This is a genomic window from Prevotella multiformis DSM 16608 (assembly GCF_000191065.1).
GTDB lineage: Bacteria > Bacteroidota > Bacteroidia > Bacteroidales > Bacteroidaceae > Prevotella > Prevotella multiformis.
Genome location: NZ_GL872282.1, coordinates 1,102,350 through 1,119,640, shown reverse-complemented (window position 1 = coordinate 1,119,640; position 17,291 = coordinate 1,102,350). Strand labels below are relative to the sequence as shown.

Genomic DNA, 17,291 nt, shown 5'->3' with positions numbered 1-17,291 from the left:
AAAATAAAATGTATATCTTTGTAGGCGAATAAAGAAAAATTATGAAATCAGTCAAGCCAAAGAAGAATCTGGGTCAGCACTTCCTTGTCGATTTAAGCATCGCCCGCCGGATCGCCGACACCGTCGATGCCTGTCCCGACATCCCCATTCTGGAAATCGGACCGGGCATGGGCGTCCTCACGCAGTATCTCGTGGGGAAGCCCCGGGAAGTGAAGGCGGTGGAAATCGATGCGGAAAGTGTCGCCTACCTCTACGAGAAATTCCCCACGCTGCATGAGCATATTCTCGGTGAAGACTTCCTCCGAATGGACCTCTCGCAGGTGTTCGACGGCAGGCAGTTCGTCCTTACGGGCAACTACCCCTACGACATCTCCTCGCAGATCTTCTTCAAGATGCTCGACTACAAGGATCTCATCCCCTGCTGCACAGGCATGATCCAGCGGGAGGTGGCGCTCCGCATGGCCGCCGGGCCGGGATCGAAAGCATACGGAATACTGTCCGTCCTGATGCAGGCGTGGTATGATGTGGAGTATCTCTTCACCGTGGATGAAAACGTATTCAACCCGCCGCCAAAGGTGAAGAGCGCCGTCATCCGCATGACACGGAACGGCGTGACCGACTTAGGCTGTGACGGGCAGCTGTTCAAACGGCTGGTAAAGGCCGTCTTCAACCAACGGCGGAAGATGCTGCGTGTCAGTCTGCGACAGCTGTTCAATACCGGGAAACCGGCCGACAGCTTCTATGCACAGGACATCATGACGAAACGCCCCGAACAGCTGTCCATCCCACAGTTCGTAGAACTCACGAACAAAGTTGACGAACAGCTGAAACTCATTTCCGCCGGAAATGGAGAAAGCCGGGAGAGGTCTCAGGGGTTGAAGGAATCAAAGGAGGCAAAGCCAGATGCCTCGTAGACAGATGCTCCTGAGCCGCCACCTATCCTCCGCCTCCCCTCCCCCCTCCACTTTCGGCTTGTCCCTTCCCCTCCGCCGGACCGGCTCCTTTAATCCTCGATGAATCCTTTACTCCCCCCGGAACCCATGACCCGAAAAGAACAATACGAACAGCTGATACCGCAGATTGCCGCACTTATCAAAGGCGAGAAAAACCTCGTGGGCATCTTGGCCAACGTGTCAGCGGCCCTGCACGACACCTTCCCGGAACGGTTCTTCTGGGCTGGCTTCTACCTGCAGCAGGACAAAGACCGGCTCCGGCTGGGTCCCTTCCAGGGATCCGTCGCCTGCTATACCATCCCTTACGGAAAGGGAGTCTGCGGCAAGGCATGGGAGGAAGGACACACGCTCATCGTCCCCGACGTAGACGACTTCCCCGGACACATCGCCTGCAGCAGCCTCTCACGCAGCGAGATCGTCATCCCGATGTACGATTCCGCACATACCTTCCGTGGAGTGCTCGACATCGACAGTACCCGCCCCGGCGACTTCAACGAGACGGACAAAGAAGAGCTGGAGCACATTGTCGGCCTGCTGATGAAGGAGACAGAGTCCCTTTTCCGGTTCTTCCGTTAAATGTGCGGATGCTTTTCGTAGAGCCTTACGGAAAATCCGAGGTGGTTCATTCAACAAAATAGAGCCAAGACGGTCAGCTGTCCATTCTATCAGCCCCCTCCGATACAAAAGCCTTTCAACTTAATAGGTTGAAAATACAGACAAGGTTTTGAAAAACCATTACATAATTGCAGACAAATCATCTGCAAATATAAAAATACATACAAAAAATCAAGTTTGCAACCAGCAGAAAGCCAACAGGTTATCAAGCCGTTTTTAAAAGGTGCCTGATTGGACTTCAAAAGGGCGTTGGTAATGCTCTGAAAGAGCACCTGTTGCAAGTCAATCAGGCATCTTTTAGAGGCTAAAAGGGCATGTGTCGCTTTGCGTTACATGAAAACTGTTTACAAATACCGATGATGGGGAATAAGTTGTCTGTAGAAGACAGAAAGACCTGCTGATGGACAGACCTCGTATCTGTTCCCCTTTTCTGCATCTTATCTTGCAGTCTATCCTCCTTTGTGAAGCCATCCGATTTCGGACGGTCATATCCTGCAAGTGCATTAGCCTTTATTCTGTTTCCAATCTATGGATTTAACGGAAGAACAAAAAACAGGGGGAAAATTTGGAACTGAACAAGAAAATGCTTATCTTTGCGGCATAAACATAATGACGTGTGGGTCTATCCACAACCATTTTAGATAAATTTAAGTTAGACAATAGGGATTCTCATCAGATTTTTTGAGAATCCTTTTTTATTAACATTAGATTCATTACACACATGAAAAAGACTTTTGAATCGGCACTTTTTAAGTTTGCCTACTTCCCCAACTATGACAAAGCCATTGAGTTCCTGGCCGAGAATCTTGCAGACCCTGAAGCTTGGGAATTCTCGGATGCAAACGAAAAACATTATTCAATTTTGAAGAGTTATCTGGAACATATTTTCAGAAAGCTCAAAGCAGAGAACAAGGTGGCATACACAAGCAACAACTCTCACGCTTGTTTCAATACGGGATTGGTAACCAAGAATCTGGAGCCTATATTCGCTTTCTTTGAGGAATACCGCAAACCTCGGAAAGGAAAGGACAATCCCCAATATTGTTTCAAGGCTTTCCTAAAAGAAAGTGACATCCAACTGCTAAAAACATTTCCAAGCAGACACCCGGACATTGCCGACTTCTTTCAGAAACCCGAGGATCTGATTTTCAATCCACGATGTCAACTTATTCCACAACTTGACCATATCATTGAAGACAACCTGACACGATTCCCCATCCACATCCAATCTCTGGATTCGGGAGAAATACGCCGTAGACTGGATGGAGCCATAGAAGAAGTGAAGAAAAGAGTAAAAACCAACTACAAACTGGCTGTCCCTCAATTTTACAACAACCGTATCCAGCTATTGTTACCCCTGAACCTTACGCCAGGGTCTCCCAATCCTGATTTGGCATTGGTCATCCATAAAATCAGCGATGATACTTATACCGCCCGCACCTGTCTCACACTGAAAATGGCGTATAACAATGCCCGGTTGATCGTGAAGCCGCAAAGCGTATGGCTGAAACCATAAGCACTTCTCCATCAGGGTGAGCCATCCATCTGTCATTCACCCATGGCCTATCAACACCCCTGCCCGAAAAGCACACTCTTGTAATCAGGCCTTGCCGGGGAGTTGCCGCTCCGTCACACACAGGAAGGACAGATGCCCCCACGCACAGAACAGCTGGCCACACAACGCCGGTAGTAGCACGGAGGATTTTTGGGGAAATAAAATAAAAGTAGTACCTTTGCAGTCAAATTACGATATAATAAGGTATTAGAAAAAGATGATCACACTTTCAAATCTTGCGATCCAATTCGGCAAGCGGGTTCTCTACAAGGACGTTAATCTGAAGTTTACACCGGGCAACATCTACGGCGTCATCGGTGCCAACGGCGCCGGCAAGTCGACGCTGCTCCGGGCCATCTCCGGCGACCTGGAGCCCAACAAGGGAACCGTGGAACTGGGGCCGGGCGAACGGCTGTCGGTATTGGAGCAGGACCACTTCAAATATGACGGATACAAGGTGATGGATACCGTCCTCATGGGACACGAGACGCTCTGGCGGAACATGAAGGAGCGTGAGGAACTTTACGCCAAACCGGAGATGAGCGAGGCGGACGGCAACCGCGCCGCCGACCTCGAGCTGAAGTTCGCCGAGATGAACGGATGGGAGGCTGAGAGCAATGCGGCACAGCTGCTGCAGAACCTCGGTGTCAAGGAGGACCTGCACCAGAAGCAGATGGCGGAACTGTCGAATACGGAGAAAGTGCGCGTCATGCTGGCAAAAGCCCTCTTCGGGAAACCGGAGAACCTGCTGCTCGATGAGCCTACCAACGACCTCGACCTCGACACCGTCGAGTGGCTGGAGGACCACCTCGGCGACATCGACGAGCACCAGACGGTACTGGTCGTTTCCCACGACCGTCACTTCCTCGATTCCGTCAGCACGCAGACCATCGACATCGATTTTGGCAAGGTGACCGTCTTCGCCGGCAACTACTCTTTCTGGTACGAAAGCTCGCAGCTGGCTCTCCGCCAGGCCCAGAACCAGAAGATGAAGGCCGAGGAGAAGAAGAAACAGCTGGAGGAGTTCATCCGCCGGTTCTCGGCCAATGTGGCAAAGAGCAAGCAGACCACCTCGCGCAAGAAGATGCTGGAACGCCTGAACGTCGAGGAGATACGTCCTTCGAGCCGCAAATATCCGGGCATCATCTTCTCCATGGAGCGCGAACCGGGCAACCAGATCCTTGAAGTGGAGAACCTGAAGGCTGTCGATGCCGACGGCACAGTGCTGTTCGACAACGTGAACTTCAACATCGAGAAAGGGCAGAAGGTCGTCTTCCTCTCCCGCAATCCGAAGGCGATGACGGCCCTCTTCGAGATCATCAACGGCAACCGAAAGGCTGACGGCGGCACTTACAACTGGGGCGTGACCATCACGACGGCCTATCTCCCGCTGGACAATACCGGGTTCTTCAACAGCGACCTGAACCTCGTCGACTGGCTGTCGCAGTACGGGCCGGGCAACGAGGTCGCCATGAAGGGATTTCTCGGGCGCATGCTCTTCAAGCAGGAAGAGGTTGAAAAGAAGGTGAACGTGCTCTCCGGAGGCGAGAAGATGCGCTGCATGATTGCACGTATGCAGCTGCAGAACGCCAACTGCCTGATTCTCGACACGCCTACCAACCACCTCGACCTGGAGAGCATTCAGGCGTTCAACAACAACCTGATCAGCTTCAAGGGCAACATCCTCTTCAGCTCCCACGACCACGAGTTCATCAACACCGTGGCCGACCGCATCATCGAACTGACGCCGAAGGGAACCATCGACAAGCTGATGACCTATGACGAATACATTCACGACGACCGCATCAAAGAGCAGAAGGCGGGGATGTATTAAGGCAGAATCCGGGGATTCCATACAGGCATGCCGGAGCCATGAGGCAGGGCTGGCCCGCCGGTGTCTTCCTGCTTTCATGCGGCATCCCCGGCCGGCCGGGAAGGCTGAAGCCGTCAGAGGCGGTCGGCAGAACCGGTCTTGAGAACGTCAAAGATGGCATACAATTTGCAATACATACTTATGAGAAATAGAATTTAGACATGAGTAAGAACAAGAGAAAGATAAACGTGGATGGCGAAGAGCTGGAACAGAACAGCCAGAATACCGCCGCGAACGAAGCTGAGACGCAGGAAGAGCAGCCTGTGCCGGAAGAACAGGAGACCGACCCTGCAACGGCTGCACGGCAGGAAGCCGACCAGTGGAAAGACAAGTACATCCGTCTGGCGGCTGAATTCGACAACTACAAAAAACGCACGCTGAAGGAGAAGTCGGAGCTTATCCTCAACGGAAGCGAGAAGACCGTCTCGGCAGTCCTGCCCGTTCTTGACGATTTCGAACGCGCACTTGCTGACAAGACGGAAGACCCGCAGGCCATCAAGGAGGGCTTTGAACTGATATTCAAGAAGTTCATCAAGGTGCTGGAAACGTTAGGCGTAAAGAAGATCGAAACCGACAACGCCGACTTCAACGTCGACTACCATGAGGCCATCGCAATGGTTCCGGGCATGGGCGACGAAAAGAAAGGCAAGGTGATCGACTGCGTACAGACGGGTTACACGCTCAACGACAAGGTCATCCGCCATGCGAAAGTGGCCGTCGGACAATAATATCGGAAGGAGACAGAAAGAGACGAAGAGGCGCTGAAGGAAATCCCACTCATGCGGGGGCTGTCCCCTCGGCACTCCGGACATAAGGGTCGGGGCGGCCGCCTTCCCCTTTGCAGCTCTCCCTGCCTCCTTAAATTCCATAAAGAAGAATGGCAAAAAGAGACTACTACGAGGTGCTGGGTGTCAGCAAGAGCGCCTCAGAAGACGAGATAAAGAAAGCATACAGGAAACTTGCCATCAAGTATCATCCCGACCGCAATCCGGGTGATACGGAGGCAGAGGCAAAGTTCAAGGAAGCCGCCGAAGCATACGATGTGCTGCATGACCCGCAGAAACGCCAGATGTACGACCAGTTCGGTTTCGATGCACCGGGCGGCGGATTTGGCGGCGGCAGTCCGTTCGGTGCAGCCGGCGGATTCTCCATGGACGACATCTTCTCCATGTTCGGCGACATCTTCGGCGGGCGCGGCAGAGGCGGACATCAGGCACAGAGATACCGGGGTACGGACCTGCGTCTGAAGGTCCGGCTATCCCTGCAAGAGGTAGCGACAGGTGTCACCAAGAAGTTCAAGGTGCGCAAGGATGTTACCTGCGACCACTGCCACGGCTCTGGAGCAGAGGCCGGCAGCGGTAGCGAGACCTGCCCGAACTGTCATGGGACGGGCGTGGAAATCCGCACCCAGCAGAGCATCTTCGGCATGATGCAGACCCAGACCGTCTGCCATGTCTGCGGCGGCGAGGGAACCGTTATCAAGAACAAGTGCAGCCACTGCCATGGAGAAGGCATCGTCAAAGGCGAAGAAGTCGTTGAAATCAACATCCCGGCAGGCGTAGCCGAGGGTATGGTCGTCAATGTCCCGGGCAAGGGCAACGCCGGAAGACACAACGGTGTGACGGGAGATATCCAAGTGTACATAGAGGAAGAGCCCGACGATACCTTCATCCGCGACGGACAGAATGTCGTCTACAATCTCCTGCTCGATTTCCCGACGGCGGTACTGGGCGGACAGGCTGACATCCCGACCATTGACGGGAGCAGCGTGAAGATCAAGATCGAACCGGGCACGCAGCCGGGCAAGACGCTCCGCCTGCGCGGCAAGGGACTGCCCGCCGTCCAAGGCTATGGAATCGGCACAGGCGATCTGATCGTCCACATCAGCGTGTATGTCCCGAAGGAACTGAACAAAGAAGAGCGGAAAGCCATCGAGAGGCTGCGTGAGAGCGAAAACTTCAAAGGCGACACCACGACCAAGCACTCCATCTTCGAGAACTTCCGTAAACTGTTCTCATAGACGCTTATCACCGCTTATCACAGCCCATCATCGCTTATCACAGCCATCATCGCTTATCACCAGCCATCACCGCTTATCACCGCCCATCCCCTCCTACCCCACCCATCCCATGACATACCAAGAAACTGTAAAATACCTGTTTGCCAGCACCCCCGTCTTCGAGCACATCGGTGCTTCCGCCTATAAAGAAGGACTGGGTACGACAAAGGCTCTGGACGAACACTTCGGCCATCCTCACACCCGTTTCCTGTCCATCCATGTTGCCGGAACCAACGGCAAAGGCTCCTGTTCGCACACACTGGCCGCCATTCTCCAGGCCGAAGGCTACAAAGTAGGACTCTACACCAGTCCGCATCTTGTTGACTTCCGAGAGCGCATCAGGGTCAACGAACAGATGATTCCGGAACAGGAAGTCATAGATTTCGTCGAACAGGAGCGTCGCTTCTTCGAACCGCTCCATCCGTCTTTCTTTGAGCTGACGACAGCACTGGCATTCAAATACTTTGCTGAACAGAAGGTAGACATCGCCGTCATCGAAGTAGGTCTGGGCGGCAGGCTGGACTGCACGAACATCATCACCCCCGTCCTGTCCATCATCACCAACATCTCACTCGACCACACACAGTTCCTCGGTAATACCCTGGCAGCGATTGCCGGCGAGAAAGCAGGCATCATCAAACAGGGCGTACCCGTCATCATCGGCGAGGCCGTACCCGAGACAAAGGCGGTATTCCAGGCAAAGGCACAGAAGATGGACGCACTCATCGTCTTTGCGGAAGACATTCCGGCCGTATGCGCATCACACGCACTCCCTACCGGCGGCATCGCTTACCGGACACGCTTCTTCGGCGACATCACCGGCGAACTGGGCGGCAGTTATCAGGAGAAGAATGCCAACACGGTGCTGACAGCCGCCATGCTCCTGTATAATAAAGGCGTGATCAGAAATACCGACAGCATCGCCCGAGGCTTCGCCGATGTCTGCGAGGCTACAGGCCTGATGGGGAGATGGCAGAAACTGCAGGACCGTCCGCTGGTCATCTGCGACACAGGGCACAATGCCGGAGGCTGGCAGTACCTCTCCCGGCAGATCCGTCACCAGCCCTGCCGCTGCAGGCGCATCGTCTTCGGCATGGTAGACGACAAGGACCTGCACGCTGTCATGTCCATGCTGCCCGACGATGCCGCCTACTACTGGACACAGCCCTCCACCCGACGTGCCTTCCCGGCAGAGAAAGTCGCCGCCACAGCTGCCGGCTACGGCCTGCACGGAGAGACCTTCCCTACCGTTCCGGAAGCCTACCGTGCCGCCCTTCATGCTGCCGACAAGGACGATTTCATCTTCGTCGGAGGTTCCAGCTATGTAGTGGCCGACCTTCTGGCAGCCATCAGATGACCTCCGGGCAGCCTTCGGTACAGGCTCTCAAAGCAAACATAAGTCCAACGAAGCACACAAAAGGACAAAGACACACAAGGGAAGCAAAGAGACATAAGAAAAGCAAAAAGAGACAAAGACACACAGAGGGAATGAAGGGGCGACTGCTGCAAAGCACGTCCCTTCATTCCCTTTTATCAATCCCCCTTCCCCGCCGATGCCGAAGCCGTCAGCTGCCTTTGTATTCCTTTGGAGACACCTTGTACATCCCGGTAAAACATTTGTTGAAATACGACAGACTGCTGAAGCCCACCTGATACATCACCTCGGAAACCGTAAGCTGCCCCTGTCCAAGCAGCATGGCAGCCCGCTTCAGCCGCTGTTCACGTATGAAACTGACAGGTGTCTGCCCTGTAAGCAACTTCATCTTCCGGTAAAGCTGCTTCTGTTCGATTCCGATCAGCTCGCACAGTCTGCTTACATTGAATTCTTCCGACGACATATTGCTGTTGATGGCCTTCATGATTTCGGTCATCAAACGCTCGTCATCATTCACCGTTTCAATTCTCCCCTGTCCCTCTTCCGCGATAGAAACGATATGGGCACTCTTGACTATCGAAGCCTTCCGCCTGAGCAGCTGTACCATGTGCAGCTGGAGTTTCTGCAGATTGAAAGGCTTGGGAATGAACACGTCGGCACCGCACGAAATGCTCTTCAGTTCTGTCGTCTGGTCATCTTTTGCCGTCAGCATGATGATGGGCGTGTCTGCTGTCGCATGGTTATGCCGCAGCCGCCTGCACAGTTCCGTCCCGTCCATGCCGGGCATCATCTGGTCGGTGATGATGATGTCGGGGACTGTCGCCGCCACGTGTTCCATCGCTTCCTCACCGCTGTAAGCCACCATCGCCCTGTAGTTCTCGTTCAGGGCAGACTTCAGGAAGTCCACCATGTCATGGTTGTCATCCACGACAAGCACCGTCGGCCGTCCGTCCGCATCGCCGGTACGACTTCCGTCGCCCGACAGTCCGTACCCGGCCTCGCCGACAGGAATCGAGAAGGTCACCCTCAGCCCGCCGGCATTCTCGGCGGCGATTGTCCCCCCATGGAGTTCCACATATTTCCTCGCCACGGCCAGCCCCAGCCCCGTACCGTCATGCTGGCTGTCGCCTTTGTAGTACTTATAGAAGATCCGGCGGAGTTCGCCTGCCGGGACACCCGGCCCGTTGTCAGCAACGCTGACCGTTGCGCAGCCCTGTCCCGTACCGACGCTGACCGTAATCCGCCCCGTCCTGTCGTCAACATATTTTGCAGCATTGGACAGGAGGTTGCGGACGACCGACTGTATCTTGACGATGTCAACATCCATCCAGAGCGTCTCTACGGAGCTGTGGAACGACAGCGACACCTGCCGGTCCCGTGCCCGGTCAGAAAACTCACGGACACAGTTGCCCACCAGGGAGACGAAATCGACGTGCGAGTCGAGAATCCGGTCATCGCCCTCGACTTCCATCCGCTTGAAGTCCAATATGCGGTTGATGATGTCGCTCAGCCGCATGGCATTGCCATGTATCGACCGCAGCTTCCCGCGGAAACGGGCATTGGTCGTTTCCGACAGCAGCTTCTCCAGCGGGGCTATGATCAGGCTGAGCGGTGTCTTGACCTCATGCGACATCTCGACGAAGAAGTCCATCTTCTGCTCCGTCAGGGCGATGGCGTTCTCCCGTTCGCGTTCTCTTAGCTCCTGCTGCGCACGCCTTCTGTAAAAGGAGAAGACCGCATAGACAAGCGACGAGGACGACAGAAGATACAGCAGCCATGCCCACCACTGCCGGTACCAGGGATAGGGCACCCAGAGCGTGTACTTCCTGACACTGCCCGACCGGGGACCGGCCGACACATACAGTTCGCAGGCACCGCCCGGCAGGGCCGGCAGGGCGATGCTGTTCGTCCCCGCAGCCAGCGGCATCCATCGGCTGCCGTCGCCCAGTCTGTACCACAGTACTTCCGAGCTGCCGTTGCCGTAGTCGTAGGTGGAAAGGAAGATGGAGATGTTCTTCCTTCCGCCAAGACGGATATCCGTGGCAAAGCGCGGGACAATGCCGCCGACAGCTCTGCCGTCGACGCTTATCCCCGTGACGTAAACATCCACGTCACGGCTGTTCCTTCCGTCCGATATCCGCTGCCTGGCCACGACATCCTGTCCGCCCCAGCATATCGAACGGTCTGCACCCACGTAAGTACCGGCCGTGAACCTGTACTCGGGCTTGCCCGAAGAATGGACCGTATTGTCGTGCAGGTCGATGTAGAAAAGTCCTTCTGACGTCGACATCCATACCCGGGCGTTCTCGTTCACGAAGGCATAGATCATGCCGTCATCCACGCTGAACCCGGTATCGGTGTACCTGCCCGATGCCATCTCGTATCTGTAAAGACGACCCTGCACGTCAATCCATACAGAGCCTCTTGCCACCGTCATGCCGTCAAGAAACATCTTCCGCCTGAGCGACACGCGGAAACTGCGTGTGTCGATGGACACCAGTCCCTTGCCGGTATAGGTCCACAGGTGTCCGCTGCCGTCCGGAACAAGCCGGTAGGCCGTGCTTACCAGCTCGGCATCCTTCCCGAAGGGCGACCGCAGCATCCGGTAAGTCCCGCCGCTCCGCAGCAGCGCCTTCTTGTCGACGACGTACAGTCCGCCCATGTAGGTGGCCACCCACAGCCTCCGCCGGTCGTCTTCGTAGAGGGCATAGGCCCAGTCCGAATTCCGTCCGTCGCTGCCGGTGAGGGTGAAATAGTCGAACCGGTCCGCCTGCCGGTCGTACCTGGCTATACTCGCATCCGTGGCGATCCAGATGTCATGGTCACGGTCTTCATAGATATGGCGTATCATGTTCTTCTTCAGTCCGCTGCCGACCCTGAACCATCTGCAGCCCCGCCTTGTGACGTGCAGGATTCCGTTCTCTCCTCCGAGCCACTTCTCCCCGTCAGCCGTCTCGAGGACGTTCGTGAAGGTGTTTCCCTCGTTCGAGCGGATCATGTCGACAATGCGGGTGTACTCGAAAGGATCCGCCTGCCGGGCGAATGCCGCCCCGTGGTCGGTGGAGATCCATATATTGCCCAGGCGGTCGCGGAAGAAGCTGTTGATACGGTTGCTGGGCAGACTGTACAGAGGCGACGACACGTCATGGCTCACCGTCCGTCTGCTTCCGCTTTCCGGGTTGAACACCAGCATGCCGTATTCTGAAGCGACGAGCAGGTTGCCGTCAGGCAGGACGAGGGGATGGTTGTACGTGCTGCCCGACAGGGCACGAGCCGTCTTTCCGTCCACCAGACTGCGGTGCAGGAGACCATGCTCCGTTCCGACCCACAGACACCTGCGTCTCCGGTCTATATCGATGCTGTAGACATTGTCGTGTATGCCCGTGTCCCTTATGTTTCCCCTGCCGTCCATGAAAGAGAGTCCCTTCAGATGGCCTATGTACACGCCGTTGCCGACAGGTCGGATGGCGTAGATGATATTGTCCTTGCCGCCCGGAACCATATACCGCTGCCACAGCCGGCGCCGGGTGTCGAAGCTGAAGAGACCGTTCGACTTCGTCCCCGCATAGAGGACTCCTCCCGACATGACGACTACACGTACCTCGCCCGTCTGCGGGACATTGCCCAGAGGGTTGCAGAGCCGTTCGCTCCTGATGTCGAGAAACCGGAGTCCGTCGTCACCGCCCAGTATAAGGATGTCGCGGTTCAATGCGGCAGCAGTCCAGAAGCTGCCGCCGGTAATCTTCCGGGTGCTGTAACCGTCGTAGGTGAACACGCCCTGCCTCGTGATGAGCCAGACCATCCCCTGGCGGTCCTGCCACACCTGCTCCACCTCGTTCGCCGCATAAGGCAGAGAAACGTTGAAAAACCGGGCGAAGTGCGCCGACCCGGACGCCATGCAGGCTGCTCCCGACAGAAGGAGCAGCAGTGAGAGGATTCTTCGTCTTAAATGTCCGAACATCTTTGTCATACCAAAAAGATTACAGCCGTGGAGCAGACAGGACCGTCCCTGTTTTCCCCGTACGGCAAATCATTTGCAAAATTACAGAAAAAGCCGCTTTCCGGGCGGCTTCTTCTTGTTTTTAATGTGTTTTCCGCACGGCAGCGGACAGGAAGGCAGGGAAGCGGCGGACAGCCCTCTTCCGGACGGATCCGCCTCCAAGGAACGGACAGGATTGCACCGGCCGTTTTGTGACCTGCCGTCCCCGACATTCCAACCAACGCCCTCTTGCCCTTCAATCAACGCCCCATCAGCCTTCAATCAACGCCTCCTTAGACCGCAACCAAGCACCTTTTGAAAACGGCTTTATAATGCACTGTTCATCAGATGGATACAAGTCCGGATCCAGCCGCCCTTCGGATGAAAGAGGAGACCGTGAAAAAGAAGTGGAAAAAAGGACTTTCGACGGATGCGGACGGCAGTCTGCCAGCCCGGTCCGGAAGAGCGAGCCGTTCTCCCACCGCCTGCGGTTTCCCGCCGTCCTCCGCTGCACAGCGGGCTATTCCGCATAGGCATCCAGCGCCACCGTGGGTGTACCGTTGACGAAACAGCCCTTGTTGTAGCCTTCGTTGTAACCGGCAGGTGCTTCCGGCTCCCAGTAGAAGACCCCCTCGAGATGTCCCGTGGCCTTTCCTTTGCGGATGACCGAGGCAATGCAGTCGCGGCACTCCTCGGCATTGTCATAGTCCATGCCGATCTCGCAGAGCATGACCGGTTTTCCATAGGTGGCATACAGCGTCTTGATATTGTCTACACATTTGTCTGCATAGACGGCACCCTTTCCCTTTTCAGGATAGAGCGACATACCGATGACATCGTACTTCCCGCCATACTTCCGCATATAGTCGAAGACACGGGTATAGAACGCCAGGTTGTCGCCACAGTCAATGTGGACAATCACCTTGGCGCCGGGGAAGACACCCTTTACCGCATCGTAGCCCGCATTGGTCAGTTCGGCATAGTTGCTCCCGTTGTCGATGCGGCCCAGCGGCCACAGCATGCCCGTGCGGGTCTCGTTGCCGACCTGCACCCATTCAGGGGTGATGCCGAACGACTTAAGTTTCGTCAGCACCGACGTGACATGGGCGGCCACCGCCGTCTTCATCTGCGGGAGGTCGTAGCCTGCCCACGCTGCCGGAACGGTCTGCTGTCCCGGATCAGCCCAGCTGTCACTGAAATGGAAGTCGATCATGACCCTCAGCCCCAGTGCCGCAGTCCGGCGCGCCTTCACCAGCACATCGTCGGCGTTGTTCCAGCCCGATGCCGGATTTACCCAGACACGCAGCCGGACGGCGTCTACATGGCAGTCTCTTTTGAGCAGTGTCATGAGTTCCGTGCGCCCGCCGTTCCCGTCATAGAAGCTCTGTCCCTCGCTCTCCAGCTGGGTCACCCAGCTTATGTCCGCACCTTTGGCGAACGTTCCGGCTGCGGCCGGTGTCTGTTCCGGCTGCCGGGGGGAGGTCACGGGACTGTCTTCTTTGTTGCAGGATGCCTGCACGCCTGTGATGAACAGCAGCAGGGCGATCATATTAAAAAACTTCTTCATTTTTACAGTTGTATAAGGATGTTGTTTATTGTTCAGTTAATGTATAAGTGCCCTTGCAGAGATCGACGGTGAAGGCATAGGTCTTCCCGACCTTCCATCCCTTCGGTGCGCCATCTTCCTTCCTGCCCCACCGGAGCGTGCCGTCAGCCTGCGTGCCAAACAGATTCTTGCTGGAACCATTGAGGAGAATCTGCACGCCCCACGGGGTATCGGCTGTCGCCGCGACCGTTGCGGCATATACCCCGGGACGGCCGGCTACGGGGGACATCCCGACCGGTTCCCAGCTGTCGTTGAAGCCGGCATATGCGACTTCCGTGACAGCCTCGTCCATCGGATACCAGTAGCTCATCCAACCGAGCGAGGCGCAAACGACATACAGGCCTTTGCCGGGCTGGGGAATGTTCCGGCCTTTCACGGTGAGCTTCTTCTCCTCCGTGGCGGGATCCTGGTCGATTTCCGTCCAGTCCTGATAGGCCTTCGAGAAGTAATAGCCCCATGAGGAATTGAAACTGACCGCTGCGGCATAGCAGAGATTGTCCTCGTCGTACAGCGTCAGATATTCCGTGTAGTCCCACAGGTCGTCGTTGCCGAGGATGTACAGCTTTCCCGGGACTTCTTCCGGAGTGCTGCCCTTGCCTGCCGTGCAGGTCCAGCCCGTCGGATCGGAAAGATCCAGCATCAGCGTCTGGTCGCCCGCAGAAGGAACCTGCACCGTGATGTCAGTAGGGACAGAACCGAATGTGATCTTCCCGTTCTCCATGCCAAAAGCCACGTCCGTGCGGAGGGCAGCCTCGTCGTCTGTCCCGGTAGAGACATTGTATTGCCTGCCGGTACCGCTGATACGGATCCTTACCTCTCCGGCTGATGCCGCATGGAAGGGCAGCGTCCACCTGCCCGTCTTCCTGTCGTAGGTCATTTCGCCCTCGATGGCTCCGCTGACGGAAAGCGAAGGAATGTACAGCGCACTCCATTCCTGCCGCGGGGTGTTCACGACCGTGTAGTAACAGCCTGACGGCCCCGGAAACCAGAAGTTCCAATGCGTCTCGCCGCTGCCTGCCGCAAACGCCTTGCCGCCGCCGTCGTCGCCGACATTGCCCCAGAGCGTGCCGTCGCCTTCCTGCAGCCACCAGTTGTACCATCCGGCAGCCCCCACGAACCCGCGGTAGATGCCGTCGGACTCGGGCGAAGAAAGCCGCCTGCCGGTGTCAGTACGGTCGGAGGCGAGGATGAAGGCCCGGCTCATGTCAATCCGGTAAGGGGTGACCTGTATGCGGTAAACGTTGCTGTACACGGGATCCAGGTTGTTCGCCAGCACCGACTTCATCCGTATGTACAGGGGCGACGGCGTATCGCCCGCCAGCCCCAGCCGTCCGGCAAGCGTGTTGAGTGCCTCGACCGTGTACTGCAGGGAAGTGCTGCCGGCCTTGGTGAGGACTTCCACCGGAGAGGAGAAATCCTCCGTACCGGCGAACTGCAACGTGTTTGCTGTCGTACCGGCCGGTGCCTGTACACGCTCATCGCTGGTGGACAGCCGGGAATTGTCCGTCCAGTAGAGGGTCAGGGCAAGATCCGGCTTATGGTTCTTGTCGAGGACGACATCGCCGGATCCGTCCAGTTCTACGGCCTGTGCTCCGCTGGAGGAAATCAGGTCAGCATCGGTGCTGCATGAGGCAGAGGACAGGACGGCCAGCAAAGATAGTAAAAAATATTTTGTTTTGTTCATAACCTATCAGGGAGTTAATAATTTTCGTTTGAAAGATTGGGGTTGGCCGACAGTTCGGCCGCGGGAATCGGATAGACATTGTACCGGCTGTCCGTGGCACGTCCGTCTGCCACGCCGCCTTTCCACTGCCACGTGTACGCATCCCCTGTGAACAGGCCGTACCGTATGAGATCCGTGCGGCGTGTACACTCCCAGTAGAGTTCGCGACCCCGCTCGTCGAGGATGAACTTCAGCGTGAGCTGCGCCGCACGGATGTCGCCGTCGGCATTGCCGAAGGCACGCTCCCTCACACGGTTGACGCATTGCAGTGCCTCGGCACGTGACGCACCCTGTCCGCCACGCAGCACGCTCTCAGCAAGCATGAGGTACACATCCGCAAGGCGGAACACAGGATAATCAATGCTGCACCCTGCCGCTCCCGTATTGCTGGCAGGCTCGCCTGCATCGGTAAGATTGGAGTATTTCTCGCCGAAATAACCTTCCGACTGGTTGTCGATGCCCTTTCCGAGCCATTGCTCCTGACCGTCGGTATAGAACCTGTACCGCCGGTCGGTCTTCTCCCTGCCTGCGAAAAGCTGCGGCAGTTCACCCCGCACACGGAACATACCCCATCCGTTCGTCAGTCCATAGCGGGCAGGATTCTGGGTGCTGGTGTTGCCGCATTCGCCACAGACGATATAGGTCGTGGCACCCCAGGAGACCGTGTGGACGGCATCGACGACAAGCGGGAAGATAATCTCGTTGGTACGCTTGTCATTGTCGGCATTGAACAGTTTGCCGTAATCCTGCTCAAGGGAAAAGCCGGCACTGACGATTTTCTTGCAGCAGGTAATGCAGTCTGTGTAGTGCATACCGGCACCGTACACTTCTGCATTGAGGTACAGCTTCGCCAGCAGAGCCCATGCAGCAGCCTTTGATGCACGTCCGTATTCGCACGACTGCGGGGCCTGCAGGCCGTCGGAGGATATGCTTTTCAGTTCCGATTCGATATAACTGAAGAGCTGCCTGTTGCTGTAACACCCGGGCGTGTAAGATCCGACGCCCATCGTTTCATCCACGAAAGGTCCCTTCCCGAAAAGGTCGAGCACGTAGTAGTAGGACAGCGCACGCAGGAAGCGGGCCTCCGCACGGTAGGCCTTCAGACGGCTGTTCCCCCCGGAGACGGCTTCGGTGTCATGGCGCAGGAACTCATTGCACAAGGCAATCGTATAGTATGCACGATAGTAGGTGTCGGCCACCCAGGGGTCGCTGGCATCCCACGACATATAGGTCAGTCCCTCTATCTTGTCGCCCGAGAGCCATGTCCCCGCCAGCTCGTCAGTAGGTGCCTCCTGGAGATTGAAGTAGCCGCGGAGGAAGTCGTAGCCGCTGTTGCTTGCCAGATCGGCATTGCCGCCGCCCTGTTCCTGTCCGGTGATGACAAACGAGGCATACAGTTTGGCAAGTGCCTGCCTGTATCCTTCTTCCGTGCCGTAGACTTCACCGGCGGAATGCTGGCTGTCGGTATGGGGAGTCTGGTCGAGGTCGGCCGTGCAGGCGTTCAGACCGCATACGGCCAGAGTAATAAGAATGATATGTTTTGTCTTCATTGT

At 56.2% G+C, this 17,291-nt stretch carries 12 protein-coding genes; 8 read left to right on the top strand and 4 right to left on the bottom strand.

Annotation, left to right across the window (positions count from 1 at the left end; translation table 11 throughout):
• Positions 1–41: 41 nt before the first annotated feature.
• The 7 genes from rsmA to HMPREF9141_RS04480 all read left to right on the top strand — a co-directional run bounded on the left by rsmA (position 42) and on the right by HMPREF9141_RS04480 (position 8,412).
• A complete protein-coding gene (gene rsmA, locus HMPREF9141_RS04510) occupies positions 42–914 on the top strand; it encodes a 16S rRNA (adenine(1518)-N(6)/adenine(1519)-N(6))-dimethyltransferase RsmA (protein WP_007367325.1) in 873 nt (290 codons plus the stop codon).
• Positions 915–1,040: 126 nt separating this feature from the next.
• Positions 1,041–1,529 (top strand): free L-methionine (R)-S-oxide reductase MsrC, encoded by a 489-nt coding sequence (msrC, locus tag HMPREF9141_RS04505; protein ID WP_040554259.1) that lies wholly within the window; start codon positions 1,041–1,043, stop codon positions 1,527–1,529.
• Positions 1,530–2,289: 760 nt separating this feature from the next.
• Complete coding sequence (locus HMPREF9141_RS04500; protein WP_007367323.1) at positions 2,290–3,084, top strand: DUF3825 domain-containing protein; 795 nt, start codon at positions 2,290–2,292, stop codon at positions 3,082–3,084.
• Positions 3,085–3,340: 256 nt separating this feature from the next.
• Positions 3,341–4,957, top strand: a complete 1,617-nt coding sequence (locus HMPREF9141_RS04495) for an ABC-F family ATP-binding cassette domain-containing protein (protein WP_007367322.1) — start codon at positions 3,341–3,343, stop codon at positions 4,955–4,957.
• A gap of 200 nt (positions 4,958–5,157) precedes the next feature.
• Entirely contained in the window at positions 5,158–5,724 is a 567-nt protein-coding gene (locus HMPREF9141_RS04490; RefSeq protein ID WP_007367320.1) for a nucleotide exchange factor GrpE, read from the top strand.
• Positions 5,725–5,873: 149 nt separating this feature from the next.
• Positions 5,874–7,016 carry a molecular chaperone DnaJ gene (gene dnaJ, locus HMPREF9141_RS04485; RefSeq protein WP_007367319.1) on the top strand — a complete coding sequence of 381 codons (1,143 nt, stop codon included), beginning with the start codon at positions 5,874–5,876 and terminating at the stop codon, positions 7,014–7,016.
• A gap of 109 nt (positions 7,017–7,125) precedes the next feature.
• Positions 7,126–8,412 carry a bifunctional folylpolyglutamate synthase/dihydrofolate synthase gene (locus HMPREF9141_RS04480; RefSeq protein ID WP_007367318.1) on the top strand — a complete coding sequence of 429 codons (1,287 nt, stop codon included), beginning with the start codon at positions 7,126–7,128 and terminating at the stop codon, positions 8,410–8,412.
• A 208-nt stretch (positions 8,413–8,620) separates the two neighbouring features.
• Here the strand turns inward: HMPREF9141_RS04480 and HMPREF9141_RS04475 are convergent, their stop codons facing one another.
• Entirely contained in the window at positions 8,621–12,391 is a 3,771-nt protein-coding gene (locus HMPREF9141_RS04475; protein ID WP_257009560.1) for a hybrid sensor histidine kinase/response regulator transcription factor, read from the bottom strand.
• 425 nt (positions 12,392–12,816) lie between these two features.
• Between HMPREF9141_RS04475 and HMPREF9141_RS13840 the strand changes: the two genes are divergently transcribed.
• Positions 12,817–12,942, top strand: a complete 126-nt coding sequence (locus HMPREF9141_RS13840) for a hypothetical protein (RefSeq protein WP_257009559.1) — start codon at positions 12,817–12,819, stop codon at positions 12,940–12,942.
• Here the strand turns inward: HMPREF9141_RS13840 and HMPREF9141_RS04460 are convergent.
• From HMPREF9141_RS04460 to HMPREF9141_RS04450, 3 genes are read right to left on the bottom strand one after another with little or no spacing between them, the layout of a single operon-like run.
• Positions 12,930–13,976, bottom strand: coding sequence for a glycoside hydrolase family 53 protein (locus HMPREF9141_RS04460; RefSeq protein WP_007367314.1), 1,047 nt, complete (start codon positions 13,974–13,976; stop codon positions 12,930–12,932). The two genes, HMPREF9141_RS13840 and HMPREF9141_RS04460, sit on opposite strands and share 13 nt — an antisense overlap.
• 25 nt (positions 13,977–14,001) lie before the next feature.
• On the bottom strand, positions 14,002–15,699 hold the full coding sequence (locus tag HMPREF9141_RS04455) for a DUF5114 domain-containing protein (protein WP_007367313.1): 1,698 nt from the start codon (positions 15,697–15,699) through the stop codon (positions 14,002–14,004).
• A 14-nt stretch (positions 15,700–15,713) separates the two neighbouring features.
• Positions 15,714–17,288: a RagB/SusD family nutrient uptake outer membrane protein gene (locus tag HMPREF9141_RS04450; protein ID WP_007367312.1), complete on the bottom strand. Its 1,575-nt coding sequence runs from the start codon at positions 17,286–17,288 to the stop codon at positions 15,714–15,716.
• Positions 17,289–17,291: the final 3 nt, after the last annotated feature.

Excerpts from the sequence above, each read along its gene's own strand:
- rsmA (WP_007367325.1), top strand. The coding sequence starts at position 42 with ATGAAATCAGTCAAGCCAAAGAAGAATCTGGGTCAGCACTTCCTTGTC.
- msrC (WP_040554259.1), top strand. The coding sequence starts at position 1,041 with ATGACCCGAAAAGAACAATACGAACAGCTGATACCGCAGATTGCCGCA.
- HMPREF9141_RS04500 (WP_007367323.1), top strand. The coding sequence starts at position 2,290 with ATGAAAAAGACTTTTGAATCGGCACTTTTTAAGTTTGCCTACTTCCCC.
- HMPREF9141_RS04495 (WP_007367322.1), top strand. The coding sequence starts at position 3,341 with ATGATCACACTTTCAAATCTTGCGATCCAATTCGGCAAGCGGGTTCTC.
- HMPREF9141_RS04490 (WP_007367320.1), top strand. The coding sequence starts at position 5,158 with ATGAGTAAGAACAAGAGAAAGATAAACGTGGATGGCGAAGAGCTGGAA.
- dnaJ (WP_007367319.1), top strand. The coding sequence starts at position 5,874 with ATGGCAAAAAGAGACTACTACGAGGTGCTGGGTGTCAGCAAGAGCGCC.
- HMPREF9141_RS04480 (WP_007367318.1), top strand. The coding sequence starts at position 7,126 with ATGACATACCAAGAAACTGTAAAATACCTGTTTGCCAGCACCCCCGTC.
- HMPREF9141_RS04475 (WP_257009560.1), bottom strand. The coding sequence starts at position 12,391 with ATGTTCGGACATTTAAGACGAAGAATCCTCTCACTGCTGCTCCTTCTG.
- HMPREF9141_RS04460 (WP_007367314.1), bottom strand. The coding sequence starts at position 13,976 with ATGAAGAAGTTTTTTAATATGATCGCCCTGCTGCTGTTCATCACAGGC.
- HMPREF9141_RS04455 (WP_007367313.1), bottom strand. The coding sequence starts at position 15,699 with ATGAACAAAACAAAATATTTTTTACTATCTTTGCTGGCCGTCCTGTCC.
- HMPREF9141_RS04450 (WP_007367312.1), bottom strand. The coding sequence starts at position 17,288 with ATGAAGACAAAACATATCATTCTTATTACTCTGGCCGTATGCGGTCTG.